The organism is Lysobacter defluvii IMMIB APB-9 = DSM 18482 (genome assembly GCF_000423325.1).
GTDB lineage: Bacteria > Pseudomonadota > Gammaproteobacteria > Xanthomonadales > Xanthomonadaceae > Novilysobacter > Novilysobacter defluvii.
Window position 1 is genome coordinate 155,094 of sequence record NZ_AUHT01000006.1, and the last position, 25,414, is coordinate 180,507.

Here is a 25,414-nt window from a genome sequence, read left to right on the forward strand (position 1 = left end):
TGGGACCCGGCTGGCAAGCATCGCGTGCCGCCAGCCGGCGCTGATCCGGTTATGCTGCCGGTCCACTGATGGATCGACGTTGGATGAGGGGAATGGAGGGGAAACCCGGCAGGCCCATGGCGCCGGGCGAGGTTGGGGCCTCGCTTGCGAAGCGGCTGCAGGACGCCTTGCCATCCGGCTCGCACATCGCCGTGTGCTGGCTGGATGGGGGCGCGCGCGAGGTCGTGGCCAGCGAGGGCGCCCCGGCTCCGCTCGCCGCGCTGGCTGGCGGCGTGCTCGACGATCCTTCCAGCCTGGCGGCCGTGGAGGCCGACCCGGGGCGGATGGCGCTGCACTGGCAGGGGCCCGGGGACTCCGCGGTCGCCGTGGTGGCCGAGACGCAGGCCGCGCTGGATCCCGCCGCCCAACACGCCTGGCGTGTCCTGGGCACCGGCATGCTGGAGGACGCGGCCGGGCTGCACCGCCTGCGGCTGCGCGTCCGCGCGCTGGAGAAGTCCGAGCGCCTGCAACAGGCGCTGTACGGGATCGCGGACCTGGCCGGGTCCGACCTGGAGCTGGAAGAGATGCTCGAGCGCATCCACCAGGTCGTGGCCGGGCTGATGTATGCCGAGAACTTCTACATCGCCCTGTACGACGACGTGGAGGACTCGTACCGCTTCCTGTACTTCGCCGACCGGATCGATCCGTTCATCGCTGATCCGGACTACGTGATCCGCGGCGCCGACAACCCGAACAGCCTGACCCTGGCGCTGTTGCGCCGGGGCGAGCCGGCGCAGGGCCCGGCCGCGCTCGTGCGCGAGCAGCTCGGAGTGCCGGCCGACGCAGCGAACGGCCCCGACAGCCACGACTGGCTGGGCGTGCCGATGCGCCGGGACGAGCGGGTCTGCGGCGCGGTCGTGGTGCAGAGCTACGACCGGGCCGACAGCTACGGCCCGGAGGAGCGCGCGCTGCTCGCCTTCGTCGCCCAGCACATCCTGACCGCGCTGGACCGCCACCAGGCGCGCGAGGAGCTCGAGCGCCGGGTCGAGGAGCGTACCCAGGCCTTGCAGCAGAGCAACCGCGACCTGCAGGCGGAGATCGTCGAGCGCCAGCGCGGCGAGCGCCTGCAACGCGCGCTGTTCCGCATCGCCGAGCTCTCGATCACTTCCGAGACGCTGGAGCGCTTCTACGCCCAGGTGCACGACGTCGTCGGCGAGCTCCTGTACGCGCGCAACTTCTACATCGCCGTGCGTTCGCAGGACGGCGAGCACCTGGAGTTCCCGTATTCGATCGACGAGCGCGATGCGCGCCGCGATTCGCGCCGGCTGGGCGCCGGCATGACCGAGTACGTGCTGTCCACGGGTGCGCCGATCCTGGCCGACCGGCGCAGGATCCAGGAGCTCGAGGACGCCGGCCTGGTCCGCAGCCATGGCACGCTGTCCCATTGCTGGCTGGGCGTGCCGCTCTACCGCGAGGAGGCCGTGGTGGGCGTGATCGCGGTGCAGAGCTATTCCCCGGCGATCAGCTTCACCCGCCGCGACCAGGAGCTGCTGACCTTCGTCGCCCACCACATCGGCATCGGGCTGATGCGCAAGCAGTCCCAGGACCGCCTGGTCGCCGCGCACGCCAAGCTGGAGCACCGGGTGGAGGAGCGCACCGGCGAGCTGGCGCGCGCGAATGCCGAGCTGCTCGAGCAGATCGGCGAGCGCCTGCGCGCCGAGCAGCGCCTGACCCACCAGGCCCGCCACGACGCCCTGACCGGCCTGCCCAATCGCCAGCAACTGCTGGACCGGCTGACCGAGGCGATCACCGTGGCGCGCAGCGCCCGCCTGGCCGCGGGTGGCAAGCCGGCACCCGGCTTCGCGGTCCTGTTCCTGGACCTGGACCGCTTCAAGCTGGTCAACGACAGCGTCGGCCACTCCGCCGGCGACGAGCTGCTGGTCGAGGCCGGCCGCCGCATCGTCGGCGCGATGCGTGAGGGGGACACCGTGGCGCGCCTGGGCGGGGACGAGTTCGCCATCCTGGTCGAGGGCATCGACGGGCTGGAGATGGCCGAGGAACTCGCGCAGCGCGTACTGATCGCGCTGGGCCGGCCGTGCTGGGTCGCGGGCCGCGAGGTATTCCCCTCCGCGAGCCTCGGCATCGCCATGTGGCATCCGCGCTACCGCAGCGGGGCCGAGCTCCTGCGCGACGCGGACGCCGCCATGTACCGGGCCAAGGCGGCCGGGCGCGACCGCTGTGCGGTGTTCGACGAGGACATGCGCGAGGAGGCGATGCGCATCCTCGACCTGGAGGCCGACCTGCGCCGGGCGATCAACTCCGACAGCTTCGTGCCCTTCTACCAGCCGATCGTGCGCCTGTCCGACGGCGAGGTGATCGGCCACGAGGCCCTGCTGCGCTGGCGCCACCCGACCCGCGGCCTGCTGAGCCCGGGCGAGTTCATCGGCCTGGGCGAGGACAGCGGCCTGATCGAGGAAGTGGACTGGCTGATGTACGCGCAGGTGATCAGCCGCCTGTCCACCGTCGGCACCGGCTACATCTCGGTCAACGTCTCGCCCCGTCACTTCCGCTCACCGGACTTCGCCGACCGCCTGCTGCGGCTGGTGCATACGGCGGGCGCCGATCCCTCCAGGCTGCGCATCGAGATCACCGAGGTCGCGCTGCTGGACGACGCGCCGCGGGCGGTGCATACCCTGTCGGTGCTGCGCGAGCACGGGGTCATGGCGCAGCTCGACGACTTCGGCACCGGCTACTCGGCGCTGTCCTACCTGCACCGGTTCCCGATCGAGTGCCTGAAGATCGACCAGAGCTTCGTGGCCGGACTGATCGGCCCCAACCGCCACGAGAGCATCGCGGTGGTCCGGGCGATCCAGGCATTGGCGGGCACGCTGGGCATCCATACCGTGGGCGAGGGCGTCGAGACGCCGGAGCAGCTCGAGGCCCTTCTCGAACTGGGCTGCGGCTACGGCCAGGGCTACCTGCTGGGCCGGCCGGCGGAGGCGATGGCCTCCAGGGCGGACGCGGTCAGCGCGTGAGGTCCCGGATCACCAGCAGCCTCGGCTCGGTCATGTCCTCGATCGCGCTGCGCACGCCCTCGCGGCCCAGGCCGGATGCCTTGACGCCGCCGTAGGGCATGTTGTCGACGCGGAAGCTGGGCACGTCGCCGACCACCACGCCGCCGACTTCCAGCGTGTCCCACGCCCGCATGGCGTGGTCCAGACTGCCGGTGAACACGCCGGCCTGCAGGCCGAAGCGGCTGTCGTTGACCCGCGCCAGGGCGTCGTCGAAGTCGTCGAACGGCTCCATCAGCGCGACCGGGCCGAACACTTCGTCGCGGTAGAGTCGGGCGTCGCGGGGGACGCCCTCGAGCAGGCCGGGGGTGAGCAGGTTGCCGTCCCGCCGGGGGCGCACGATCGCGGTGGCGCCGCCGTCCAGGGCCTCGGCCACCCATTCCTCCACGCGGCACGCGGCGTCCTCGTCGATCATCGGCCCGATGAAGGTCTCCTCCCGGTGCGGATCCCCGGCCACGAGCTTGTCGACGGCGGCGCCCAGGCGCTCCCGAAGCTCCCCGTAGACGGAGGAGTGGGCCAGGATCCGCTGCACGCTGATGCAACTCTGGCCGGACTGGTAGTAGGCGCCGCTGACCAGGCGCGAGACCACGTCGTCGAGGCCGCGCCCCGGGTCGGCGTCGACGATGCAGGCCGCGTTGCCTCCCAGCTCCAGCACCACCTTCTTGCGGCCGGCGCGCGACTTGAGCTCCCAGCCGACCTCGCCGCCGGTGAAGCTGAAGAGCGCGATCCGCTCGTCTTCCACCAGCGCCGCCGCGTCCTCGTTGGAACACGGCAGGATCGAGAACGCGCCGGGGGGCAGGTCGGTTTCCGCGAGCACCTCGCCGATGATCAGCGCGCCCAGCGGCGTCTTGGCTGCCGGCTTGAGCACGAACGGGGAGCCCGCCGCGATCGCCGGGGCGACCTTGTGCGCGACCAGGTTGAGCGGGAAGTTGAAAGGGGTGATGAAACTGCACACGCCCACGGGCACGCGGCGGGTCATGCCGCGATAGCCGCGGGTGCGCTCCGACAGCTGCAGTTCGAGCACCTCGCCCCCGATCCGCGTTGCCTCGCCGGCGGCGATGCGGAAGGTGTCGACCAGGCGGTCCACCTCGCCGCGCGCATCCCGGATCGGCTTGCCGGCCTCGACGCACAGCGCGTGGGCAAGCTCCTCACGGCGCTCGGTGAAACGGGCGGCGCAGTGCTCGAGCACGTCGCGGCGTGCATCCGGCGGGAATGCCGCCATGGCCGGCCGGGCGTCCCATGCGGCGCTGATGGCCTGGTCCACGGCGTCCGCATCCGCGAATGCGACGCGCGCGGCGCACTCGCCGGTGAACTTGTCGCGGACCTCCAGTGTCGTGGAGGAAGGGCGGGGTAGACCCGCAATGTAGTAAGGCCAGTCGTTTCGCAAGGGAGCCATGGGGGAGGGTCCTTCGAAGGATGCCGACAGTCTGGCAGGGCCGTCGTCCGCGGATGGTCATCGCCTATTCAGGTTGTTCCAGGTCACGAATTCGACAATTTCCGTTGATGTTCTGTTAACGTTCAGTGAGGTGCCGGCCCGCACGCGCAACGTCATCGGCACCGGCCAAAGCCAGACAAAAGCCCTCAAGGAGTCCGTACGGGATGAAGAAACCCCTTGTCCGCCGCGCGCTGCAAGCGTGTGGACTGATGATGCTTGCAGGCGTGGCCGGTGCGGCCGAGCCGATCGCCATCGAAGACATCGCAAAGGTACCGGACCTCCAGTCCCCGTCGCTGAGTGCCGACGGCAAGCACCTCGCGGCCATCATCGCGCTGCCCGGCAGCGACAACCGGGAAACGGCGCTGGCGACCTGGGACGTCGAAGACCTCGACGCCGGGCCGACGATCACCCCCTCGGGCGACCGCATGAAGTTCATCTACGCGAGCGCGCTGAAGGCCGGGAAGCTGCTCGTGCTCGGCCGCCAGGAGTGGACCGGCCAGCTGGGTGGCTGCGGAGAGGGCAGCGTTTCCGGCGCGACCAAGACCTTCGTCACCAAGACGTACCTGACCGACTCCAGCCACGATGACTTCAAAGAGGCATTCGCCGACAACACGCGCAAGCTCGGCATCAGCCAGCAGACGCAGCGTTGCCTCGAGCTCGCCGGTACCTCCGAGCTGGTCCACGACCTGCCGCTGGATCCCGAGCGCGTCATCATCGCCCAGCTGAACGAGCTCAGCTTTTCCTCCAACTACTACCTGTACAACCTCCGCACCGGCGAGACCGAGCTGCTGTTCCGCGGGGGCGGGCGCGCGAACCCGGCGCTGTTCGACCCCCGTACGGGCGAACTGGTTGTCCGTACCCAGATCGAGTCCGCCGGCGCCGACGAATACGAGATCCAGGTACAGGTCCGGAACCCCGACACGGGCGCCTTCGAGAAGCACGATCCCCTCACGAGCCGGCTGAGCGAGCGCCACACGGTGGCCATCAGCGGGGTCGACGAGCAGTCCGGGAAAATGTACGTGCTGACCGACCGGTTCTCGGACCGCGTCCAGGCGCGGATGTACGACCCGCGGACCCGCACGTTCGACGACGAGCCGCTGGTGGCGCATCCCGAGTTCGACATCGGCAGCGTGATCCTCGGCTCGCAACCGTCCAACTTCAACCGCGTGCTTGGGTTCACCGTGGCCGGCCCGGTGAACGAGCAGGTCTACGTCGATCCCGAGATGAAGGCCATCCACGACGGCCTCAAGTCGACGTTCGCGGGCATGAACGTCGGGATCATGGACTACACCGACGGCCTGTCGACGGTGCTGTTCAGCGTATCCGACAACCGCCACGCACCGTCCTACCACCTCCTGTTCGACCGGACGCGCCTGGTCCCCCTGGGAGCTTCGCGGCCCTGGATCGACCCCGAGGCGATCGGCGAGCAGAAGTGGGTGACCTACACCGCCCGCGACGGCCGCACCATTCCCGCGTTGCTGGACCTCCCCGCCGGCTGGAAGCAGGGCGACCCCGCGCTCCCCGCGATCATCCACCCGCATGGAGGACCGTGGTCCCGCGACATGGGCGGCTGGGATGCTTCCGGCTGGGTCCCGTTCCTTACCTCGCGCGGCTACGCGGTGCTGCGCCCGCAGTACCGGGGTTCCTCCGGCCTGGGCCGCGACCTGTGGATCGCCGGCGATGCGCAGTGGGGCCTCGCCATGCAGGACGACAAGGACGACGGCGCCGCCTGGCTGGTCGAGCAGGGCATCGCGGATCCGGACCGGCTGGCGATCTTCGGCTACTCCTACGGCGGGTTCGCGGCGGCTGCCGCGGTGGTCCGCCCCGACTCCCCGTACCAGTGTGCGATTTCGGGGGCCCCGGTGACGGACCTTGGCCGGCTGGGCACCACCTGGAGCAGCAATCGCCTGCAAAGGATCATGCAGGGACGCACGGTCAAGGGGATGGACCCGATGCGGGAAACCGCGAAGGCCAACATCCCGGTCCTCCTGTACGTGGGCGACCGTGACGTGCGCACCCCGTCCTTCCACGCGAGGGACTTCTACAACGCGGTGCGCAATACCGTGCCCGCGAAGTTCGAGTTGATCCCGGACATGCCGCACAGCATGCCGTGGTACCCGAGGCACCAGGAGGCCACCTTGGGCCTGATCGAGGACTTCCTGGCCAACGACTGTGGCCCGGGCGGCCTGTAACAGCCAACCCGGTCACATTCTTTGCAACCCGCTGGACGGTATATCTACAATTTATTAACCGCAGCGTAACGAAACAGCAGGGGATATTAGATGTCGAATCGAAACAGCAAGTTCCGGCGCGTGCCGCTTACCGCCGCGGTGATCGCGTGCCTGTACACCGGTGCCGCGTTCGCGCAGGACACCACCGCCGCGCCGGCCGAAGAGGACCAGCAGACCGAGGCCGATGCCGTCCAGCTGGACAAGATCACGGTCACCGGTTCGCTGCTGCGCCGTACCGAGTACGAAACCACCTCGCCGATCCAGGTCATCACCGCCGACACCAACATCTCGATGGGACAGGTCAACGCGGCCGAGTTCCTGCAGAAGTCGAGCGTCGCGGCAGGTTCGACCCAGATCAACCACCAGTTCGGCGGGTTCGTGGTCGAGGGCGGCACCGGCGTGCAGACCCTGTCGCTGCGCGGCATGGGTGCGAACCGCACCCTGGTGCTGCTGGACGGGCAGCGTCCCGGCCCCGCAGGCACCCGCGGCCAGGTCGGCGCGTTCGACCTGAACGTGCTTCCGACTTCGATCATCCAGCGCGCCGAGATCGTGAAGGACGGCTCGTCGTCCATCTACGGCTCCGACGCCGTCGCCGGCGTGGTCAACATCATCACCCGCAAGAACGTCGACCGCCCGGAACTGACCTTCAACATGCGCGCCCCCCTCGACGGTGGCGGCGAGGTCTACAGCGTGTCGGGCGCCAACGGCTGGGACTTCGACAACGGCAGCGTCGTGCTGGCCGGTGAGTGGTACGTGCACGAGGCGCTGAAGCTGGGCGACCGCGACTTCCTGCGCTGCGGGCAGGACATGGCATGGGACGAGAATGGCAACCGGCTCGATCGCGAGGATCGTTCGATCATCGGCGGCACCAGCCTGGGTGGCTGCTCCACCGGGAACCTGTACGCAAACACCGTGATCGACGCCGGCTACGGCACCCGCTACATCCCTTCGCCGGACGGGAGCACCGTCGGGATGATTCCCGGCTACCGCCCGCGTTACAGCGGTCGCTACGACGTCGATGGCGCCGCCTGGTACGAGGACCAGCTGAACTTCCCGTTCTCCGACCAGGAGAACATCATCGATCGCCAGGAGATCATGAGCGTCTATGCCGCGACCGACTTCGGCTTCGACGCGTTCAACTGGAAGACCCAGTGGCTGGTGAACCGCCGCGAGACCGAGAACCGCGGGTTCCGCCAGTTCTTCCCGCTGATCGGCGGCGCGACTGCGGTCATTCCGGCCTACCAGTACGCGAACTCGCCGGAGTTCTCCGCCCCGGTCGAGTCGGGCATCGCGCAGCCGGTCATGCCGTTCCGTTCCGACACGGACGTCACGGTCGACTACTTCTACGGCGCCACCAAGCTGGACGGGCTTTTCAACTCGACCGACACCTGGGCCTGGGAAGTCAATGCCAACTACTCGCGCTCCGAGGGCGAGTACAGCAACCTCGGCATCGTCGCCAGCCGCACCGGTGATTGGCAGTACTCCGATACCGCCCCGACCCTGGACTACTTCGACCCGGGCTTCCTGAGCGGCGAGCGGATGGACGAACTGGTCGCTGCGCTGGGCGAGTGGCACACCGGCGAGACCGTGTACGACCAGGCGGTCCTGAACGCCTTCGCCACCGGCGAGCTGTTCCAGATGCCGGCCGGCGCGGTAGGCGCGGCCATCGGCGTCGAGTACCGCCGCTACAGCATCGACGACCAGCCCTCCGCGCTGTCGACCGGCGGTGACCTCTGGGGCTCCTCCTCCGCACAGCAGACCAAGGGCGACGACAGCGTCCGCGAGATCGTCGGCGAGATCGAGGTCCCGCTGCTGTCCGGCGTGACCGGCTTCGAATCGCTGACGGTCAACGGCTCGGCCCGTGTGTTCGAGTACGACTCCATCGACGGTTCGGACAACGTCTGGAAGCTGGGCATGAACTGGCAGATCAACCCGACCCTGCGCGTGCGTGCCACCAAGGGCACCTCGTTCCGGGCCCCGGGCCTGTACGAGCTGTACCTGGGCGACCAGACCGGCTTCCAGTCCCAGCTGGCGGTGGATCCGTGCATCCTGTGGGGTGAGAGCAACAACGACTTCCTGCGCGCGAACTGTGCCGCCATCGGTATTCCCGACGATTACAGCGCCGCCGGTTCCTCGTCGGCCACCGTGGTCTCGGGCGGTGGTGCGGGCGTGCTGGAGCCGGAAACCTCCACCGCGTTCACCGCGGGCATCGTGTTCACGCCGTCCTTCGCGCCGGTCAGCGTCGCGGTTGACTACTTCGACTACGAGATCCGCGAGCAGATCGCGAACCTCACCGCAGGCGCGATCATCAGTGGCTGCTACGGGTCGGCGGTCTTCCCGAACAACTTCTGCGACCTGTTCGACCGGAACCCGGGCGACCACCCGACCGACCCGTTCAAGATCGAGCAGATCCGCAGCCAGTACATCAACGTCAACCGCCAGAAGGTCCGCGGTTATGACCTGACGGTGAACTACGACGAGGACTTCTCGTTCGGCCGCCTGTCGGTGGAAGGCCAGGTGACCTACACCATCGAGGACATCGAGGAGCTGTTCGACACGGCCGAGGCCAGCGGCTATTCGTCCGCCGACCTGGTCGGGCGCATCGGCCGTCCGGAGCTGGTGGGCGCCCTGACCACCTCGCTGGAGCGCAACGACCTGACGTACATGTGGGGCGTCGACTACGTCGGTGGTACCGAGAACCTGGACCTGGATCCGACGTACACCTACTTCGGCTACCAGAACGCGTACCGCGACATCTGGGCGGAGAGCCGCATCTACCACAGCGCCTCGGTGCGTTATGACCAGGGTGACTGGTCGCTGCTGGTGGGCGTGCGCAACCTGTTCGACAAGTCGCCGGCAGAAGTGTCCGACGGTGTTGCCACCCGCTACGGCAACATCCCGGCCTTCGCGACCCAGTACGACCTGTATGGCCGCACCGCGTTCGCGCGGGTGACCTTCAAGTTCTGACCGGTCGAAAGCAGTGGTAGTGGAAGGCGGCGCACCAGCGCCGCCTTCTTTTTTTGTGCGCTCGGCGCACAGGCCGCATTGGGTTGCCTGGAGTCGTTACAACAGCGCTGCCGAGATCGACGGCGCAATCCGCGGGCGTGCGGCGAGCAGGGCAGCCAGGCGGCGTGCGGCTGCGCGGTAGGCGCCGGCGGCGTCGCTGTCCGGCCGTGCTCCCACCACCGGCGTCCCGGCGTCGCCGTGTTCACGGATGGCCACTTCCAGCGGAAGGCTGCCCAGCATGGGCACGCCGTACGCCTCGGCCATCTTCCGGGCGCCGCCGCTGCCGAAGACATGTTCTGCATGGCCGCAGTTGCTGCAGGTGTGGACGGCCATGTTCTCGACCAGGCCGAGCACCGGGACCTGGACCTTCTCGAACATCTTCAGCGCCTTGCGCGCATCCAGCGTCGCGATGTCCTGTGGCGTGGTGACGATGACCGCGCCGGCGACGGGGATCTTCTGCGCCATCGTCAACTGGATGTCGCCGGTGCCCGGCGGCAGGTCCACGACCAGGTAGTCCAGGTCGCCCCAGCGGGTGTCGTTGAGCAGCTGGGTCAGCGCGCCGGTCGCCATTGGCCCGCGCCAGATCATCGGCGTGTCCTGGTCGACGAGAAGGCCAATCGACATCGCTTCCATGCCGTGGGCGCGCATCGGCTCGATCGACTTGCCGTCGGGGCTCTCGGGCCGGCCTTCCAGTCCCAGCATCATCGGCACGCTGGGGCCGTACACGTCGGCGTCGAGCACCCCCACGGCCGCCCCGTCGCGGGCAAGTGCCAGGGCGACGTTCACCGCGGCGGTGGACTTGCCGACCCCGCCCTTGCCCGAGCCCACGGCGATGATGTTGCGCACGTTCGGAAGTGGCTGGACATTCGGCTGCACCGCGTGGGGAACGATGCGCTGGAGCAGTTCGAGCCGGCCCAGCTGCAGGCCGGCCTGCGCGGCTTCGCCGGCGACTGCCGCCTCCAGGTCCTGGCGGATGCCGGCAAGCGGCACCCCGACCTGGAGGGAAACGGCCGCGTTGCCATCGCTCACGGCGGCCCGGATCCGCGCCTGTGACTGCGCCAGGGTGACGTCGGTACCGGGAATCGGGAGGGCGCCGATGCGCTCCTGCAGGTCGCTCATGGTGGTCGCGCTCGTGGGGTGGGGCCGGCCATTGTCGCAACTCCGGGCGGCCCCGTGCCTGACCCAGGTCAGCAGGGCGCCCGCCCCGGGGCACCGCGACCTGCGCGCATCTCCGGCGGATCAGTTATAACTGCGCGAACCGCTCCGGGTCGCCGACCCGCCGGCGGCAACTTCAACGGAGGCGAGAAATGCGCAAGATCCTGTTTGCCCTGCTGCTGGCCCTGCCGATGGCCGCGTTCGCCCAGCAGTCGCCCGTCGGTACCTGGACCACCATCGACGACGAGACCGGCCAGCCCAAGTCGGTCGTGGAGATCAGCGAGGCCGCCGACGGCAGCCTGGTCGGCACCGTCGTGGAGGTCCTGCAGTCCGAGCAGGGACCCAACCCGGTCTGCAGCAAGTGCACCGGGGACCGGAAGGACCAGCCGATCGAGGGGATGCAGATCATCTGGGGGGTCACCGAGGGCCGCGGCGGGGAGTGGGGCGGCGGCAAGATCCTCGACCCGGCCAGCGGCAAGACCTACTCGGTCAAGATGTCGACCGCGGACAACGGCCAGAAGCTGGAGGTGCGCGGCTTCATGGGCTTCTCGCTGCTGGGCCGCACCCAGGAGTGGCAGCGCCGCTGAGGCGCGCTGCATCGCGTGACCGACGGCCCGCCGAGTGCGGGCCGTCCTGTTTCCGGCTGGCGGGGGCGATGGCCTACAATCGCCGGCCCACGGGTGCGCGGCCGCGCGCCCGAGCATCGCCACGGGGAAGCCGATGAGCATCAAGTCCGACCGCTGGATCCGCCGCATGTCCGATCGGCCGCAGGGCATGATCGAGCCCTACGAGGCGGGGCAGGTCAAGCAGGTCGACGGGCACCGCATCGTCAGCTATGGCACCTCCAGCTACGGCTACGACGTGCGCTGCTCGCGCGAGTTCAAGGTCTTCACCAACATCAACTCCACGATCGTCGACCCGAAGAACTTCGACCCGAAGAGCTTCGTCGGCGTGACCGGGGACGAGTGCATCATCCCGCCCAACTCGTTCGCACTCGCGCGCACGGTCGAGTACTTCCGGATCCCGCGCGACGTGCTGGTGATCTGCCTGGGCAAGAGCACGTACGCGCGCTGCGGGATCATCGTCAACGTCACCCCGCTGGAGCCGGAGTGGGAGGGCCACGTGACCCTCGAGTTCTCCAACACCACGCCCCTGCCGGCGCGGATCTACGCCAACGAGGGCGTCGCGCAGATGCTGTTCCTCCAGGCGGCCAGCGACGACGTCTGCGAGACCAGCTACCGCGACCGCGGCGGCAAGTACCAAGGCCAGACCGGGGTCACCCTGCCGCGTACCTGACCGGCCCGCGCCGCGCTATCCCAGCGGCTGTACCTGGATCCCCGAGCCGCTGAGCGCGCGCCGGATCGCGCGGGCGAGGCCGGCCGCGTCGGGCCGGTCGCCGTGCAGGCACAGCGTGTCGGCCCGGGGGAACAGACGCGTCCCGTCGGGGCACGCCACGCCGGTTCCCCCGGCCAGCGCGACGGCCTGCGCGACCGCTGCGTCCACGGATTCGAGCACCGCACCGGGCGTGCCTCGTGGCAGGAGCCGGCCATCCGCGCCATATCCGCGTTCGGCGAACACCTCGTGCGCGACACGGAGGCCAGCGGCCTCGCCGGCGGAGGGAAGCGCCGACCCGGACAAGCCCACCAGCACCAGCCGGCGGTCGAACGCCGCGACGGCGTCGGCGATGACGGTGGCGACCACCGGCGCATCGGCGGCCTGGTTGTAGAGCGCGCCGTGCGGCTTCACGTGCACCAGCCGCACGCCCTCGGAGTCCGCCAGGCGCGCCAGGCGCTCCAGTTGCCGGGTCACCAGCGCGGCGATCGCGTCGGCCCGCAGGTCCACGGCGCGTCGTCCGAAGCCCGCCCGGTCCTCGTGGCCGGGATGGGCGCCGGCGGCAACGCCATGCTCCCGGCACAGGCGCAGCGTGGCGCGCATCGTGGCCTCGTCCCCGGCGTGACCGCCGCAGGCGATGTTGGCGGAGCTGACCAGGGGAATGATCCCGGCGTCGTTGCCGCAGCCCTCGCCCAGGTCGCAATTGAAGTCGATCGTGCGGGTCATGGCCGTGTCTCCAGTGCCAGGCGCAGGCGCGCGAGCCGGGCACTCGCGGCCGCCGCCAGCCGCCGTGCGTGGGAGGCGGTGCAGGGGCGGAAGCGCAGCGTGGTGCCCGGTGCCGCCTGGGCCAGCCGGTGCAGGTCGGTGCTGGCGACGTGGCCCAGCCGCTGGTACCCGCCCATGGTCTGCGCGTCGGCCAGCAGGACGATGGGCTGGCCGTCGGGTGGTAGCTGGATCGTGCCCGGTGCGACGGGCGCCGACGCCCCGGCAGCGGCGGGCGAGCCCAGCGCATGGCCCTGGAGGCGCACTCCCTGGCGGTTGCTGTCGGTGGCCACGTGCCAGTAGCCCGAGGAGAACCCACGCAGCAGTGCCCGGTCGGTGCCGGGCGCGGGCACGAAGCGGATCGGTGCTGCGTGGGGTTCCCGGGCGTGGGGATCCACCCACCAGCCAGGTGCGGTCGTGGCGGCGACATCCAGCGGGGGCGGGTCGAGCAAGGCCAGCCGATCACCGCGGCGCAGGGCGCGCCCGTGCATGCCGCCGAAACCGCCCCGCAGGTCAGTGGCGCGGCTTCCAAGCACGACGGGCACGTCGACACCGCCGCCGACCGCAAGCAACCCCCGGGCGCCCGACCGGATGCCGGATACCTGCAGGTCCCCGGCTGGCAGGGTGACCGGCCGCCCATGGGGAACCCGGTCGCGGGTGCCATCCGAGGCGGTGAACCAGGCTTCCGCCGTCGCGCCGGTGAGCGCCATTCGCGCTGGTCGGTCGAACCGGAGCGCAGGGCCGGCCAGGGTGAACTCGAGCAGGGCCGCGCCGCCGTCGTTGCCGACCAGCCAGTTCGCGACCATTGCGGCGCCGGGGTCCAGCGCGCCCGCGAGCGGCACCCCGACGTGCCGGTGGCCGCGGCGCCCCAGGTCCTGCACCGTCGTCAGCGGACCCGGCGCGAGCACCTCGATGCTCATTGCCGCGCCTCCAGGCGGGCGAACTCCGTGGCGTCAATGCGGCGGAAGCGGACGGTGTCCCCCGGCTGCAGCAGCGCCGGAGGGTCCGCACCGGGGTCGAACAGGCGCAGCGGCGTGCGGCCCAGCAGCTGCCATCCACCCGGGCCCTCGCGCGGGTAGATGCCGGTCTGCGCACCGCCGATGCCTACGCTTCCGGCGGGCACCCGCGTCCTGGGGGTGGAATGGCGTTCCAGCGCCAGGCAGGGGTCCAGCCCCGACAGGTAGGGGAACCCCGGCGCGAACCCGACCATGGCGACCGTGTACTCGGCGCCGGCGTGCGCGGCGGCCAGTTCGTCCGGATCCAGCCCCAGGCGGGCGGCTGCGGGTTCCAGGTCCGGCCCGAAGTCCCCGCCGTAGGCCACCGGTACCTCCACCACGCGCACCTCGCCCGTGGGTAACGCGTGCGGCTCGGCCGCCACCGCCAGCAGCCACGCACGGACCCCGCCCGCGGAGCCGTGCGCCGGGTCGAAGAACACTGCAAGCGAGGAATGGGCCGGGACCAGGTCGACCAGCCACTCCGGGGCTGCAGCCCCGATGCGCGCAGCCAGCCCGTGCACGCGGCGGTTGGTGGCCGGGTCGGCCCCGGCGCCCAGCGTGACCAGCCAGGCGTCGTCAGCGAGGGGCTCGATCCGTGGCGCGACCGCGGTCACCCGTCCAGGGCGGCCTGCAGCCGGCCGACCCGCTCCACCAGCTGTTCTGGCGTGTAGGGCAGGGCGGTGGCGCTGCCCCAGACCGGGCGCGGCCAGGCGATGTCGTCGCGGAACCGGGCGATGACGTGCACGTGCAGCTGCGGTACCTGGTTGCCCAGCGCCGCGACGTTCAGCTTGTCCGGCTTGAACTCCGCCCGCAGTGCCCGGCTGGCGCGGGTGATGTCCGCCGACAGCGCCGCCTGTTGGGCCGTGTCCAGGTCGATCCACTCGACCGCCCCGGCGATGCGGGGCACCAGGATCAGCCAGGGGTGGTTGGCATCGTCCATCAGCCGGGCCTCGCACAGGCCGAGCTGGGCGAGCGGGTGGGTGTCGTTGGCCAGGACCGGGTCGAGTTGCCAGCCGCCGGGGGCGTCGGGGGTCATGCGGGTTCTCCGTGCGGAAGCGCTCCGCTGCCGTTGGGCTTCGATTCTAGCGCCGGCCGTATAATCGGCCGCCTTTCCTCCGGCCCCGCCGGTGCCGCCCCTCGTGGCCGCCCGCGCACGGCCGCGCATGGCCCAACGCCCAGGTTTCCCGATGAAGCAGCCGTCCATCCCCAGTCCCGCCCCCCGCGTGGGCTTCGTCAGCCTCGGCTGCCCCAAGGCGCTGGTCGATTCCGAGCGCATCCTCACCCAGCTTCGGGTGGAGGGCTACGAGCTGGTGCAGACCTACGAGGACGCCGACGCGGTGGTGGTCAACACCTGCGGCTTCATCGATTCCGCCGTGGCCGAGTCGCTCGACGCCATCGGCGAGGCCATGGCGGAGAACGGCAAGGTGATCGTCACCGGCTGCCTGGGCAAGCGCGCCGAGGTGATCCGCGAAGCGCACCCGGGCGTGCTGTCGATCAGCGGCCCGCAGGACTATGCGAGCGTGATGGAGGCGGTCCATGCCGCAGTGCCGCCGCGCCACGACCCGTTCGTGGACCTGCTGCCGGACTACGGCCTGAAGCTGACGCCGAAGCACTACGCCTACCTGAAGATCTCCGAAGGCTGCAACCACGGCTGCAGCTTCTGCATCATCCCCTCGATGCGCGGCAAGCTCGCCAGCCGCCCGGTCGACGAGGTGCTGCGCGAGGCCGAGCGGCTGGTGCGCGGCGGGGTGCGCGAACTGCTGGTGGTCTCCCAGGACACCTCGGCCTACGGCGCCGACCTGCGCTACGAGCCGCGCGAGTGGCGCGGCAAGGCCTACCAGACCCGGATGAAGGCGCTCTGCGAGGGCCTGGGCGAGCTGGGCGTGTGGTCGCGCCTGCACTACGTCTACCCGTACCCGCACGTCGACGAGGTCATCCCGCTGATGGCCGAAGGCAAGGTGCTGCCGTACCTGGACATCCCGTTCCAGCACGCGGTGCCTAGGGTGCTGAAGCTGATGAAGCGCCCGGGTGCCGTGGACCGGACGCTCGAGCGGATCCGGAACTGGCGTTCCATGTGCCCGGAGCTGACCGTGCGCTCGACCTTCATCGTCGGCTTCCCCGGCGAGACCGAGGCCGAGTTCGAGGAACTGCTGGACTTCCTGGACGAGGCGCAGCTGGACCGCGTCGGTGCCTTTGCCTATTCCCCGGTGGAAGGCGCGCGCGCCAACGAGCTGCCGGACCCGGTGCCCGAGGAGGTCAAGGCCGAGCGGCTGGCGCGCTTCATGGAGCGCCAGGCCGGGATCTCCGCCGCCCGCCTGGAGGCGAAGGTCGGCACCGTGCAGCGCTGCATCGTCGATGCGATCGACGGCGAGCTGGCGATCGCCCGGTCGATGGCCGACGCGCCGGAGATCGACGGCACGGTGCAGATCCAGAACGGCTGGTTCGCCGGCCTCAAGCCCGGCGACTTCGTCGACGTGGAGATCATGGGCAGCGACGAGCACGACCTGTTCGGCGAAGTGGCCTTCGACGAAGAGGCAGAGCGCCCGCTGCGCCCCGGCGAATTGCCCGCGGTCCTGGTCTGAGCGCGGGCGCCTACGCGTCGGGATACTCGACGGCGACGATGGCGTAGGCACGCGGGCCGCCGGGGAGCTCCGCGGTGAACTCGTCGTCGATGCGCTTCTTCAGCATCGCGCGGGCGAGCGGCGAGTCGATGCTGATCCAGCCCTGCTTCGCGTCGGTCTCGTCGGGGCCGACGATGCGGTACCGCGCGGTGTCGCCGCTTTCCACGTCCTCCAACTCCACCCACGCGCCGAAGAACACCGCTTCGGGATCGGCGGGCGCCGCCTCGACCACCTTCAGCGACGGGATGCGCTTGCCCAGGTAGCGCACCCGGCGGTCGATCCCGCCGAGCTGTTTCTTGCGGTAGGTGTACTCGGCGTTCTCGGAGCGATCGCCCTCGGCCGCGGCGGCGGCCAACGCCCTGACCACCTCGGGCCGCTGCACCCGCCAGAGGTCGTCCAGTTCCGCCTTCAGCCGGTCGTGGCCGGCGCGGGTTATCAGCGCCGTGCTGCGCTCGCCGGGGGGGCGCCAGCGGCTCACTGCGCCCGTCGCTCCAGACCGTAGTCGAGGCCGCTCTCCGCCCGCTCCCCGGCCGGGGTGAGGAACACCACGCGATCGCGGGATTCGATCTCCAGCAGGCGGTCCTCGGCGGCCTTGCTGGCGGGGTCGAGACGGATACGGGTGTCGTCCTCCTCGACGCTCCAGCTTCCCTCGGTCGCGATCGCAGGACCGGGCTCGTCCTGGTACGCCTCGGTGAGTTCGTAGGTACCGTCGGCGCCCAGCACCAGCGTGGTGTCAATGCCGGGGCAGCTGGCGCAGGGCAGGGTGCCGGTGAAGGTGCCGGCGAAGCCCCTCATGTCGAAGCTGGCGCCACCGTCCGGGGAAAGCGGCGCGTCGGGTGGCAGCAGTTCGGGATCCCTGGCATCGAACTGCGCGTCGGGATCGACGGCATCGGCACCCGTGGCGGCGGGGCGGGCTGCTTCCTGGTCGGCGGAACTGCAGGCGCCCAGGGCCAGTGCGACCGCGAGGATCGGGGGAATCAGTCGGGATTGCATGAAGGCTCCTTGCATGTGGGTTCAAAGGATCAGCGGCGCCCGGGATCAGCGGCGCCCGCCGCGGAACAGGCCGCCCATGAGGCCGCGGACGATCTGCCGGCCGATCTGGCTGCCCACCGTGCGCGCGGTCTGCTTGGCCATCGCCTCGACCACGCCCTGGCGGCGTCCGTTGCCGAACACTGCGTCGCGCATGGCCTGGCCGATGCCGCCCCCGTTGGTCGCCTCCTTCGCGGGTGGCGCCTGGACCTGCTCGGCGACCTGTTCGGCGCGACGGGCCAGGATTTCCTCGGCGGACTCGCGGTCGACGGCCCGGTCGTACTTGGCGCCGATCGGACTGCGTGCACGCACGACGCTGCGTTCCTCGTCGCTGATCGTGCCCATGCGGCATCGCGGCGGTGCGATGAGGGTATGTTCGACGGGCATCGGCACGGCCTTGTCCTGCAGGGTGGAAACCAGCGCCTCGCCGGTGCCCAGGGTCCCGAGCGCGGCGACGGTGTCCAGGTCCGGGTTGGGTACAAAGGTCTCGGCCGCCGCGCGCAGCGCCTTCTGGTCGCGCGGGGTGAAGGCGCGCAGCGCGTGCTGGATGCGGTTGCCGAGCTGGCCGAGGATCTCGTCGGGGACATCGTCGGGATACTGCGAGCAAAAGTACACGCCCACGCCCTTGGAGCGGATGATCCGCACCACCTGTTCGATCCGCTGCCGCAGCGCAGGCGGGGCGCCGTCGAACAGCAGGTGCGCCTCGTCGAACACGAACACCAGCTTCGGCTTGTCGAGGTCGCCGGCCTCGGGCAGTTCCTCGAACAGCTCGGACAGCAGCCACAGCAGGAAGGTCGAGTACAGCCGCGGCTTCAGCACCAGCCGGTCGGCGGCGAGGATGTTGATGATCCCGCGCCCGTCCAGGCTGGTGCGCATCAGGTCGGCCAGCTCCAGCGCCGGCTCGCCGAAAAACCGGTCGCCGCCGTCCGACTCCAGCCGCAGCAATGCGCGCTGGATGGCGCCGATGGAGGCGGTGCTGACCAGCCCGTACCGGGTTGAGACGGCCTTTCGCTCTTCGGCGACCAGGTTCAGCAGCGCCCGCAGGTCCGCCAGGTCGAGCAGCAGCAGGCCGCGTTCGTCCGCCAGTCGGAAGGTGATGTCGAGCACGCCCGACTGGGTGTCGTTGAGCTCGAGCATCCGGGCCAGCAGGGCCGGACCGATCTCGCTGATGGTCGTCCGTACCGGGTGGCCGGCGGCGCCGAACAGATCCCAGAACACCACCGGGTTGGGTTCGTTGCGATAGCCGTCGACGCCGATCCGGTCGATTCGCGCCTGCAGCGTATCGCTGGTGCTGCCGGCGGCGGCAAGCCCGGAAACGTCGCCCTTCACGTCGGCCAGGAACACGGGCACCCCGATACGCGAAAAGCCCTCCGCCAGCGTCATGAGGGTGACCGTCTTGCCCGTGCCCGTCGCGCCGGCGACCAGCCCATGGCGGTTGCCCAGCCGTGGCTGCAGGAACACCTGGCCGCTTCCGGGGGTGGTGACGGACTTGCCGAGGAGGATCGGATCGGGCGGGTTGGGCATGCCGGGTTCCGCGTGGGGGACGGGGCGATTCTAGGCAGCTTCCGGCGCGAGCGCTGCCACCCGTTGCCCGTTCGCGACGAGGCGGCTTACCCTGCCGGCTGCCTGTCCTGGTGCCGCTGCAGATGCCTCCTCCCAAGTCCTTCCGACCGCCGGCCGCCCGGCTGGTGCCCGCCCTCGCGCTTGCACTCGCACTCGTGTTCCCGGCCCCGGAGGCGGAGGCGCAGTCCCGGCGCGACCGCGAGGCCGCGCAGCAGCTGGCGGAGCGCATGGAGGCGGCCGAGGAGCGCTACCGGCAGGCGCTGGTCCACGTCGCCAATGCCGACCCGCGTGGCAGCGCGGAGGCCGATGCCGCGCTGGAGGACATGGAGGACATCCTCACCGCCTGCGAGGCCCGGCGCGGCTGCTCGGTGCCGTCGCTGGCCACCAGTTACAAGCGCCTGCTCAAGCTGCAGGTCGACCAGGAGGCCGCCGGCGACGAGGTGCTTGCCGAGGAGGAGCTCGACCACCACATACCGGCGCTCCATCGCGACGTACCCGAAGCGGCGCGCGCTGCCGCCCTGATCGGCGACGACAACCGCCATGACTTCGACCGCATGGTCGAGTTCAACCCCGCGGTGCAGGAAGGCATCCGGCGCTGGCTCACCGACATGCGCGGCAACTTCGTCACCGCCTACGAGAACTACCAGTACCTGCGCCACCGCATGTGGCCGCACTACGAGCGCGCCGGGCTGCCGGAGGCGCTGCTGTTCGGGATCCTGGCCAAGGAGTCCGGCGGCCGGGTGCACTCGGTTTCCCGCGCCGGAGCGGCCGGGCCGTTGCAGTTCATGTACGCCACCGGAGCGCGCTTCGGCCTGGGCGAGGACAGCACCGGCTTCGATACCCGCTACGACCCCTACGCCGCGTCGGGAGCCAGCGTGGCCTACCTCAACGAGCGCATGGGCGAGCTCAACCGCAGCATCGAGCTCGCGCTGGCCGCCTACAACGGAGGCGAGGGGCGGGCGCGCCGCATCCACCGCGAGAACCCGGGCAAGAGCTTCTGGCACGAGGACGTCTACCACCAGTTCCCGGCCGAGTCGCGCGACTACGTGCCGATGGTGATCGCGGCGGCCTGGCTGTTCCTGCACCCGAAGGAGTACGGCCTGGAACTGCCGAAGGTGAACGTCAGGCCCGCGGCGCTCGTGCTCGAGCAGCCCGCGTCGATCTACCAGCTGACCATCTGCCTGGGCAACCCGGGCGTGCGGGAGGGCTACATGCGCGCGCTGCGCAACCTCAACCCGCGCTACCGCGCCGACGACGTGATCCCGGCGGGCACCACGCTGATGGCGACCAGCCGCATCAATACCCTGTACCGGCGCCACTGCCTGGAGGGCAGGCGGGCGGAACTGGCGCGCACGCTGGTCAACAGCAACCCCGCCGCGGCCATCGTCGGCGACCGGGTTCCGGCGGTCGCGCCGGAGCTGGCGCCTGCCACCGAGTAGGCGCCGGGCGCCGCCACGGACCGGCCGCGCCTGCGTTCGCGCTGGACCTCAGCTGCGTATCGTCGCCAGCCGCTGGCCCAGGCGCACCGCGGCTTCGGCTTCCAGTCCCGGCGCCAGCTCCGCCACGCCCGGCGGCAGCAGCACGATCACGGTGGAGCCGTAGTTGAAGCGCGCCATCTCGGCGAAACGCTCCAGGGTGACCCCGCGGCGGCGGTAGTCGACCAGGCGCACGGACTTGCCGTACTGCGGGATCTCGACGCCGCTCCAGACTGTTTCCACCCCGGAGACCAGCATCGCGCCCACCAGCACCACCGCCATGGGCCCGAAGCTGGTCTCGAAGTGACAGACCAGGCGCTCGTTGCGCGCGAACAGCCTGGGCACGTGGGCGACCGCGGCGGGGCCGACGCTGAACAGCCGGCCCGGCACGTGCACGGTCTCCAGCAGGGTGCCGGTCCAGGGCATGTGCACCCGGTGGTAGTCGCGCGGGGACAGGTAGACGGTCGCGAACAGGCCGCCGTGGAAGCGCCGCGCGTACTCCTCGTCGGCCAGCAGCTCGGCGGCGGTGAAAGACTGGCCCTTGGCCTGGAAGATCCGGCCCGCCTCCCCGTCGCTGCCGATGGTGCCGGCCTGGCTGATGCGCCCGTCGGCCGGCATCAGCAGTGCCCGTGCGTCCGGGTCGGGCATCCGGACGCCCTCGCGCAGGGCGCGGGTGAAGAAGGCATTGAAGCTCGGGTAGGCGCGCGGGTCGCTCTGCTCGGCCTCCGACAGGTCGACGCCGAAGCGGCGGGTCACGGTGTCGATCAGCCAGCGGCTGGTACGCGGGTTCTCCGAGTACGCGAGCCGCCGCGCCAGCGAGGACAGCAGGCGGTGCGGGAGGACGTGGGTCAGGCGGGTGCTCAGGCTCATGGGGGCAGGTCAGGGGGCGCTGGCTTCGGTGAGGGCCCGCATGTCGGCGGCGATCGCCGGGATGTCCAGCGGAGGCTGCACCACGCCGGTCATGCGGCCCTGCGGATCCAGCACGGCGATCGAGGCGCTGTGGTCGACGGTGTACTGGTCGGCCGGGGCATCAGCGGACAGCGGCACCTTGGCGAACACCAGGCTCAGCGAACGCGTGAAGTCCTCCAGCGCCGGGATGTCGGCGGTGGCGGCCAGCGTGTCGGGGTGGAAATGGTGGGCGTATTCACCGATGCGGTCCGGGGTGTCGCGCTCCGGGTCGACGGAGACGAACAGCACGCGCGGCCGCGTGGCCTCCGGCAGTGCCTCCCATTCCTTCTGCGCCTGCGACAGCTGGGCCAGCGTCATCGGGCACACATCGGGGCAGTGGGTGAAGCCGATGAACACCAGTGTCCAGTGCCCGTGCAGTTCGCCCGGCAGCAGGTCGGTGCCGTCGGACTGGCGCAGGCTGAACGGCGGGATCTCCCGCGCCGGCTCGAACAGGCGCACCGCGCTGGTCTGCGGCCACCGTGACGGAACCTCCGCCTGCTGGAAGAAGCGTTGCGCGGCGACCAGGCCGAGCCCGGCCGCCACGGCGATGATGACGACGGCAAGGGCGGTGCGGTTGAACATCCGGAAGGCCTCGTGAGCGACTGCGCCGGCCATGATAGCCGGGGGCGCCCGCTATAATCGGCGGTCTTCCGCAGGGCCCCCGCACATGAGCGCAGAGCGCGTCGATTTCTCCAATGCCGGTTTCGAGCCGGTCTCCATCATCGACCTGATCCGTTTCGGGGCCAGCCGCTTCGGCGAGGCGGGCCTGACCTTCGGCCACAGCTACGACAACAGCATCGACGAGGCGACCCAGCTGGTCCTGCACGCGCTGTCGCTGCCGCACGACCTGCCACCGGCCTACGGCGCGGGCAAGGTGACCGGCGAGGAAAAGGCGAGGGTAATGGCGCTGTTCGAGCGCCGCATCAACGAGCGGGTGCCGGCCGCCTACCTGGTCGGCGAGGCCTGGTTCGCCGGGTTGAGCTTCAAGTCGGACCCGCGCGCGCTGGTGCCGCGCTCGCCGATCGCCGAGCTGATCGAGGCCGGGTTCGAGCCCTGGCTGGGGGGGCGCGAGGTGCGCCGTGCCCTGGACCTGTGCACCGGCTCGGGCTGCATCGCGATCGCGATGGCCCACTACAACCCGGACTGGGAGGTCACCGGCGCCGACATCAACGAGGAGGCGCTGTCGCTGGCCGCGGAGAACCGCGAGCGGCTGCAGGCCGACAACGTCGAGCTGCGCCGGTCGGACCTGTTCGAGGACCTGGCAGGGGAGGTCTACGACCTGATCGTGACCAACCCGCCCTACGTCACCGACGAGGAGACCGACGCGCTGCCGGCCGAATACGGCCACGAGCCCGAACTGGGCCTGCGCGCCGGGCACGACGGCCTGGACTTGGCGCTGAAGATCATGCGCGACGCCCCGCAGCACCTGTCGGAGGACGGCCTGCTGGTGTGCGAGGTGGGCGAGGCGGAGCACGCGCTGGCGGCCCTGCTGCCGGAGGTCCCGCTGGCCTGGGTGGAATTCCGCGTCGGGCAGATGGGCGTGTTCGCCGTCGGGCGCGACGACCTGGTCGCCCACCATGAGAGGATCAGGGCGCTCGCGGACGCCCGCGGCTGACCGCCGCCGGCTGCATCGCCGCTGCCCGCAACCGGAGTCCCCGTGGCCAGCAATACCTTCGGAAAACTGCTGTCGGTCACCACCTTCGGCGAAAGCCACGGGCCGGCCATCGGCTGCGTGGTCGACGGCTGCCCCCCGGGGCTCGCGCTTGGGCCGGAGGACTTCCGGCATGACCTGGAGCGCCGCGCCACCGGCCGCACCCGCCACACCTCGGCGCGGCGGGAGGCCGACGAGGTCGAGATCCTGTCCGGGGTCTACGAAGGCGTCACCACAGGGACCCCCATCGCGCTGCTGGTCCGCAATACCGATGCACGCAGCCGCGACTACGACAGGATCGCCGACCGCTTCCGCCCGGGCCACGCCGACTACACCTACTGGCAGAAGTACGGCGTGCGCGACCCGCGCGGCGGTGGCCGCTCTTCCGCCCGCGAGACCACCATGCGCGTGGCCGCCGGGGTGATCGCGAAGAAGTGGCTGGCCCAGCGCCATGGCGTGCGCGTCCAGGGCTGGTTGTCGCAGCTGGGCGAGCTGGTGCCGGCCGGCTTCGATGCCGGCGCGATCGAGGGCAACCCGTTCTTCTGGCCGCACGCCCCGCAGGTGCCGGAGCTGGAGGCGTACATGGACGCGCTGCGCAAGTCCGGTGACTCGGTCGGCGCGCGCGTGGAGGTCGTGGCCGAAGGCGTTCCGGCGGGCTGGGGGGAGCCGGTGTACGGCAAGCTCGACGCGGAGCTCGCCGGCGCCCTGATGGGCATCAACGCGGTGAAGGGCGTCGAGGTCGGCGATGGATTCGCATCCGTCGCCCAGCGCGGCACCGCGCACCGCGACCCGATCGGCCCCGGCGGCTTCGAGTCCAACCATTCCGGGGGCGTGCTGGGCGGGATCAGCAGCGGGCAGCCGCTGCGCTGTTCGGTCGCCTTCAAGCCCACCTCCAGCCTGCGCCTTCCCGTCGGCAGCCTGGACGTGGAGGGCAACCCGGTCGAGGTGGTCACCACCGGCCGCCACGACCCTTGCGTCGGCATCCGTGCCACCCCCATCTGCGAGGCCATGGTCGCCCTGGTGCTGATGGACCAGGCATTGCGCCACCGGGCGCAGTGCGGCGACGTCGCCGTGCCTTCCCTCTTCAACGCGAGTACCCAATGCACAACCCCGTGAACGTAGCCGTCGTCGGCGCCACCGGCGTCGTCGGCGAGGCCCTGTTGGCCATCCTCCATGAGCGTGGCTTCCCCGTGGCCCAGCTGCGGCTGCTGGCCAGCGAGCGCTCGGCGGGCGAGCGGGTCGAGTTCGCCGGCCGCAAGCTGCTGGTCGAGGACCTGGCCACCTTCGATCCGGAAGGCATCGACGTCGCGCTGTTCTCCGCCGGCTCGGACGTGGCGCGCGAGCACGCGCCGCGCTTCGCCGCCGCGGGGGCCACGGTGATCGACAACTCCTCGGCCTTCCGCGACGACCCGCAGGTTCCGCTGGTGGTCGCCGAGGTGAACCCGGGGGCGATCGCCGACCGGCCGCGCGGCATCATCGCCAACCCCAACTGCTCGACCATGCAGATGCTGGTCGCGCTCGCGCCGATCCATCGCGCCGCGGGCATCGAGCGCATCAACGTGGCGACCTACCAGTCGGTGTCGGGCACCGGGCGCGGCGCCCTGGAGGAACTCGGCCGGCAGACCGCGGGCATGCTGAACTTCCGCGAGGCCAAGTGCGAGGTCTACCCGGTGCAGATCGCGTTCAACGTGATCCCGCACGGGGGCGACTTCTGCGACAACGGCTACACCACCGAGGAGATGAAGCTGGTCCACGAGACCCGCCGGATCCTCGGCGACGACTCCATCGGGGTGAACGCCACCGTGGTCCGGGTGCCCGTGTTCTACGGCCATTCCGAGGCGCTGCACATCGAAACCCGCGAAAAGCTCACCGCCCGCCAGGCGCGGGAGTTGCTGCAGGACGCGCCGGGGGTGGAGGTGGTCGACGAGCCGCGCGGTGGTGGCTACCCGACCGCGGTGACCCATGCATCCGGCCACGACCCGGTGTACGTCGGCCGCATCCGCGAGGACCTGTCGCACCCGCGCGGGCTGTCGCTGTGGGTGGTCGCCGACAACATCCGCAAGGGGGCCGCGCTCAACGCGGTGCAGCTGGCCGAGCTGGTCCTGGCCGGGCGCGACGGGACGCGCGCTTGAGCGCTGCCGCGCCGGCCCTGCATTGCCGC

20 protein-coding genes and 1 pseudogene are annotated in these 25,414 nt (G+C 70.6%); 10 read left to right on the top strand and 11 right to left on the bottom strand.

Features of this window, described 5'->3' with window-relative positions:
• Nucleotides 1–92 precede the first annotated feature (92 nt).
• Entirely contained in the window at nt 93–3,014 is a 2,922-nt protein-coding gene (locus G545_RS13640; RefSeq protein ID WP_052106498.1) for an EAL domain-containing protein, read from the top strand.
• On the opposite strand, the gene G545_RS0105195 is transcribed toward G545_RS13640, so the two are convergent.
• Nucleotides 3,004–4,446 carry an aldehyde dehydrogenase family protein gene (locus G545_RS0105195; protein WP_027069465.1) on the bottom strand — a complete coding sequence of 481 codons (1,443 nt, stop codon included), beginning with the start codon at nt 4,444–4,446 and terminating at the stop codon, nt 3,004–3,006. The two genes, G545_RS13640 and G545_RS0105195, sit on opposite strands and share 11 nt — an antisense overlap.
• 203 nt (nt 4,447–4,649) lie before the next feature.
• On the opposite strand from G545_RS0105195, the gene G545_RS0105200 reads away from it, so the two are divergent.
• Both G545_RS0105200 and G545_RS0105205 read left to right on the top strand, forming a co-directional pair.
• The gene (locus G545_RS0105200) at nt 4,650–6,677 is read left to right on the top strand and encodes an alpha/beta hydrolase family protein (protein ID WP_027069466.1); all 2,028 of its coding nucleotides are present in this window, start codon (nt 4,650–4,652) and stop codon (nt 6,675–6,677) included.
• A gap of 90 nt (nt 6,678–6,767) precedes the next feature.
• A complete protein-coding gene (locus tag G545_RS0105205; protein ID WP_027069467.1) occupies nt 6,768–9,683 on the top strand; it encodes a TonB-dependent receptor plug domain-containing protein in 2,916 nt (971 codons plus the stop codon).
• Between the two features lie 96 nt (nt 9,684–9,779).
• Here the strand turns inward: G545_RS0105205 and apbC are convergent, their stop codons facing one another.
• The gene (gene apbC / locus G545_RS0105210) at nt 9,780–10,841 is read right to left on the bottom strand and encodes an iron-sulfur cluster carrier protein ApbC (RefSeq protein WP_081677738.1); all 1,062 of its coding nucleotides are present in this window, start codon (nt 10,839–10,841) and stop codon (nt 9,780–9,782) included.
• 188 nt (nt 10,842–11,029) lie between these two features.
• Between apbC and G545_RS0105215 the strand changes: the two genes are divergently transcribed.
• Complete coding sequence (locus tag G545_RS0105215; RefSeq protein ID WP_027069469.1) at nt 11,030–11,464, top strand: DUF2147 domain-containing protein; 435 nt, start codon at nt 11,030–11,032, stop codon at nt 11,462–11,464.
• A 133-nt stretch (nt 11,465–11,597) separates the two neighbouring features.
• Nucleotides 11,598–12,173, top strand: a complete 576-nt coding sequence (gene dcd, locus G545_RS0105220; RefSeq protein WP_027069470.1) for a dCTP deaminase — start codon at nt 11,598–11,600, stop codon at nt 12,171–12,173.
• Between the two features lie 15 nt (nt 12,174–12,188).
• On the opposite strand, the gene G545_RS0105225 is transcribed toward dcd, so the two are convergent.
• The 4 genes from G545_RS0105225 to G545_RS0105240 are packed head-to-tail and all read right to left on the bottom strand — an operon-like array spanning nt 12,189 to nt 15,002.
• Nucleotides 12,189–12,935 carry a LamB/YcsF family protein gene (locus tag G545_RS0105225; protein WP_027069471.1) on the bottom strand — a complete coding sequence of 249 codons (747 nt, stop codon included), beginning with the start codon at nt 12,933–12,935 and terminating at the stop codon, nt 12,189–12,191.
• A complete protein-coding gene (locus G545_RS13645) occupies nt 12,932–13,891 on the bottom strand; it encodes a 5-oxoprolinase subunit C family protein (protein WP_036135825.1) in 960 nt (319 codons plus the stop codon). The genes G545_RS0105225 and G545_RS13645 overlap by 4 nt, the downstream gene beginning before the upstream one ends.
• The gene (gene pxpB, locus G545_RS0105235) at nt 13,888–14,580 is read right to left on the bottom strand and encodes a 5-oxoprolinase subunit PxpB (protein WP_027069472.1); all 693 of its coding nucleotides are present in this window, start codon (nt 14,578–14,580) and stop codon (nt 13,888–13,890) included. Before pxpB ends, G545_RS13645 begins: the two co-directional genes overlap by 4 nt.
• The gene (locus tag G545_RS0105240) at nt 14,577–15,002 is read right to left on the bottom strand and encodes an HIT domain-containing protein (RefSeq protein ID WP_027069473.1); all 426 of its coding nucleotides are present in this window, start codon (nt 15,000–15,002) and stop codon (nt 14,577–14,579) included. The genes pxpB and G545_RS0105240 overlap by 4 nt, the downstream gene beginning before the upstream one ends.
• A 151-nt stretch (nt 15,003–15,153) precedes the next feature.
• Between G545_RS0105240 and rimO the strand changes: the two genes are divergently transcribed.
• The gene (gene rimO, locus G545_RS0105245) at nt 15,154–16,548 is read left to right on the top strand and encodes a 30S ribosomal protein S12 methylthiotransferase RimO (RefSeq protein WP_027069474.1); all 1,395 of its coding nucleotides are present in this window, start codon (nt 15,154–15,156) and stop codon (nt 16,546–16,548) included.
• Nucleotides 16,549–16,558: 10 nt separating this feature from the next.
• On the opposite strand, the gene greB is transcribed toward rimO, so the two are convergent.
• Genes greB through G545_RS0105260 form a run of 3 tightly spaced genes read right to left on the bottom strand, consistent with a single transcriptional unit; the run spans nt 16,559 to nt 19,140 of the window.
• Entirely contained in the window at nt 16,559–17,065 is a 507-nt protein-coding gene (gene greB, locus G545_RS0105250) for a transcription elongation factor GreB (RefSeq protein ID WP_027069475.1), read from the bottom strand.
• Nucleotides 17,062–17,580 (bottom strand): copper resistance protein NlpE, encoded by a 519-nt coding sequence (locus tag G545_RS13650; RefSeq protein ID WP_043711401.1) that lies wholly within the window; start codon nt 17,578–17,580, stop codon nt 17,062–17,064. Before G545_RS13650 ends, greB begins: the two co-directional genes overlap by 4 nt.
• 45 nt (nt 17,581–17,625) lie before the next feature.
• Nucleotides 17,626–19,140 (bottom strand): helicase HerA-like domain-containing protein, encoded by a 1,515-nt coding sequence (locus G545_RS0105260; protein ID WP_027069476.1) that lies wholly within the window; start codon nt 19,138–19,140, stop codon nt 17,626–17,628.
• Between the two features lie 122 nt (nt 19,141–19,262).
• Here G545_RS0105260 and G545_RS13655 point away from each other — a divergent pair.
• A pseudogene (locus G545_RS13655) lies at nt 19,263–20,609 on the top strand (transglycosylase SLT domain-containing protein); the annotation flags it as partial.
• Between the two features lie 57 nt (nt 20,610–20,666).
• On the opposite strand, the gene asd reads toward G545_RS13655, so the two are convergent.
• Nucleotides 20,667–21,524 (bottom strand): archaetidylserine decarboxylase, encoded by an 858-nt coding sequence (gene asd, locus G545_RS0105270; RefSeq protein ID WP_027069477.1) that lies wholly within the window; start codon nt 21,522–21,524, stop codon nt 20,667–20,669.
• A 9-nt stretch (nt 21,525–21,533) separates the two neighbouring features.
• Complete coding sequence (locus G545_RS0105275) at nt 21,534–22,184, bottom strand: SCO family protein (protein ID WP_027069478.1); 651 nt, start codon at nt 22,182–22,184, stop codon at nt 21,534–21,536.
• Nucleotides 22,185–22,269: 85 nt separating this feature from the next.
• Here G545_RS0105275 and prmB point away from each other — a divergent pair, with 85 nt between their 5' ends.
• From prmB to G545_RS0105290, 3 genes are read left to right on the top strand one after another with little or no spacing between them, the layout of a single operon-like run.
• Nucleotides 22,270–23,217 (top strand): 50S ribosomal protein L3 N(5)-glutamine methyltransferase, encoded by a 948-nt coding sequence (gene prmB / locus G545_RS0105280; protein ID WP_027069479.1) that lies wholly within the window; start codon nt 22,270–22,272, stop codon nt 23,215–23,217.
• 42 nt (nt 23,218–23,259) lie between these two features.
• Nucleotides 23,260–24,369: a chorismate synthase gene (aroC, locus tag G545_RS13660; RefSeq protein WP_052106496.1), complete on the top strand. Its 1,110-nt coding sequence runs from the start codon at nt 23,260–23,262 to the stop codon at nt 24,367–24,369.
• On the top strand, nt 24,354–25,385 hold the full coding sequence (locus tag G545_RS0105290) for an aspartate-semialdehyde dehydrogenase (RefSeq protein ID WP_027069480.1): 1,032 nt from the start codon (nt 24,354–24,356) through the stop codon (nt 25,383–25,385). The genes aroC and G545_RS0105290 overlap by 16 nt, the downstream gene beginning before the upstream one ends.
• Nucleotides 25,386–25,414 lie beyond the last annotated feature (29 nt).